Genomic DNA, 1,865 nt, shown 5'->3' with positions numbered 1-1,865 from the left:
ACTCCGCTAAAGCTTTTCCTGACCCCCAGAATATCTGGGGGTTTTATGTAGACAATAAAAAATGGAAATCAATAATGATTTCCATTTTTTACTAAATGTTAAATTGGCTAATTGCGCTTTTGTATTCTTCTATAATTAAAGAATATTCAGAAGAGCTAACAATAAATCCATTACGAATTAGAGTGGTGTGATCCATTTCTGAATTAGCTAGAAGAACTTGGTTTGATGAGATACAAAAAGATTCAATGTCATCTAAATCGTTAAGATTCACAAAGTTCTTTTTCATTGCTGATGCGCATTTTTTTGCGGTTTGTTCATCAGCATTGATAAGAACACAATTGGAAGTTTCTGATAATATTTCACGATAAATGCGATCAATTTCACTATCATCAATTTCGATATCTTTAAAATGTTCTAAAGCTTTTTTTGCTTGACCGACAAGCATTTCTAGTCCAGTAACAGCTGTTTTTATGCCAAGAGATTTAGCTTGCAGTGTGAAAGCAGTGTCTTGAGGGTTATATACACAATCAAAAACAGCTTGACAATTAGGAAAAGCAACTAAATCAATGGCACTACCATGAACTTTTGGATACATTCCCATTGGTGTAGTGTTAATGATAATTTCAACATCACTATGATTTTGTGTCAGTTCATCCATAGAAATGATTCCATCAGATAAAATCAAATCTGTAACAAGCATTTCTTTTGCGTTTAAGTCTTTTACAACGGCTTGGATAGCTTGGGAAGCACCACCATTTCCTAATACAGCAACTTTCTTATTTTCAAAAGATACACTGTGCTTGGTAACCATGTATTTAAAGCCGTAGTAATCTGTATTATATCCAAATAATTGTCCATCTCTATTAACGATGGTATTAACGGCTCCGATTTGTTTAGCAGCATAGTCCATTTCTGTTAAATAAGGAATGACACTTTTTTTGTAAGGAATTGTAACGTTAATGGCTTTAAATTCTTTTGAAGTCATAAATTCGTCAAGCTTTTCTTTGGCAATTTCTTGAAGGTCATAATGATAGTTATCAAGTAGTTTTTCTTGAATTAATTTTGAATATGAATGAGATAAATGTTCTCCAATTAATCCGTAGTCCATATAAATCCTCCTAAATTTTGTATCTATTATATGAAACATATTTTTTAAATTCAATGACTAAAAAATGATAAATGGAATAAATGGTATTAAAAATGGCCAAGTTGGGTCTTGAAATGACAAGGATACATAATCATTTTAAAATCTAAGTAAACATTAGGAGGTACGTATTATGAAAATTAATATTGTAGGAAAAAACATTAGCGTAACAAAAGGTATTCAGGAAAAGGTTAATAAAAAACTTTCTGTTCTGAATAAATACATCATTATTGATGACAATGATGTGGCGAATGTCTTAATTCGTACATATCCAACAAAACAAAAAATCGAAGTCACAATTCCAACTAAATTTGCGATTCTAAGAGCAGAAGCAATGGATTATGATTTATATAATGCGATTGATAAAGTTGTGGACAAGTTAGAAGATCAAATTCGTCGTCAAAAAACAAGATTGGAAAGAAAACATAAAGAATCTATAACTGATTATTTCGCAAATTATGAAACAGAAGATGAAGAAGAAATTGAAGTTAAAACTAAATCTATTGTACCTACAGAAATGGATTTGGAAGAAGCTATTATGAAAATGGAACTACTTGGACATGATTTCTTCATTTATATTGATGATGAAACTAAAAAAATTGCTGTTGTTTATAAACGAACAATGGGTGGATATGGTTTAATCGAAACCGAATAAATTATGTAACTCGGGTAACCAAAATCTTTTGGGGTTTATCCAAAAACTTTTAGGGTGAACTTTTGG

General features: G+C 30.7%; 2 protein-coding genes. One reads left to right on the top strand and one right to left on the bottom strand.

The window, feature by feature from the left end:
• Window positions 1-91 precede the first annotated feature (91 nt).
• Window positions 92-1,108 carry a shikimate dehydrogenase family protein gene (locus tag ACI313_RS04330; RefSeq protein ID WP_439755364.1) on the bottom strand — a complete coding sequence of 339 codons (1,017 nt, stop codon included), beginning with the start codon at window positions 1,106-1,108 and terminating at the stop codon, window positions 92-94.
• Between the two features lie 169 nt (window positions 1,109-1,277).
• On the opposite strand from ACI313_RS04330, the gene hpf reads away from it, so the two are divergent.
• Window positions 1,278-1,799 (top strand): ribosome hibernation-promoting factor, HPF/YfiA family, encoded by a 522-nt coding sequence (gene hpf, locus ACI313_RS04325; protein ID WP_320608078.1) that lies wholly within the window; start codon window positions 1,278-1,280, stop codon window positions 1,797-1,799.
• The last annotated feature ends 66 nt before the right edge of the window (window positions 1,800-1,865 follow it).

This window comes from Floccifex sp. (assembly GCF_051873495.1).
Lineage (GTDB): Bacteria > Bacillota_I > Bacilli_A > Erysipelotrichales > Erysipelotrichaceae > Floccifex.
Note: the sequence above shows the minus strand (reverse complement) of the source record. Positions and strands in the feature narration are given on the sequence as shown.

Bases quoted from the DNA above. Each gene is read 5' to 3' on its own strand.
- hpf (WP_320608078.1), top strand. From the start codon at position 1,278: ATGAAAATTAATATTGTAGGAAAAAACATTAGCGTAACAAAAGGTATT.
- ACI313_RS04330 (WP_439755364.1), bottom strand. From the start codon at position 1,108: ATGGACTACGGATTAATTGGAGAACATTTATCTCATTCATATTCAAAA.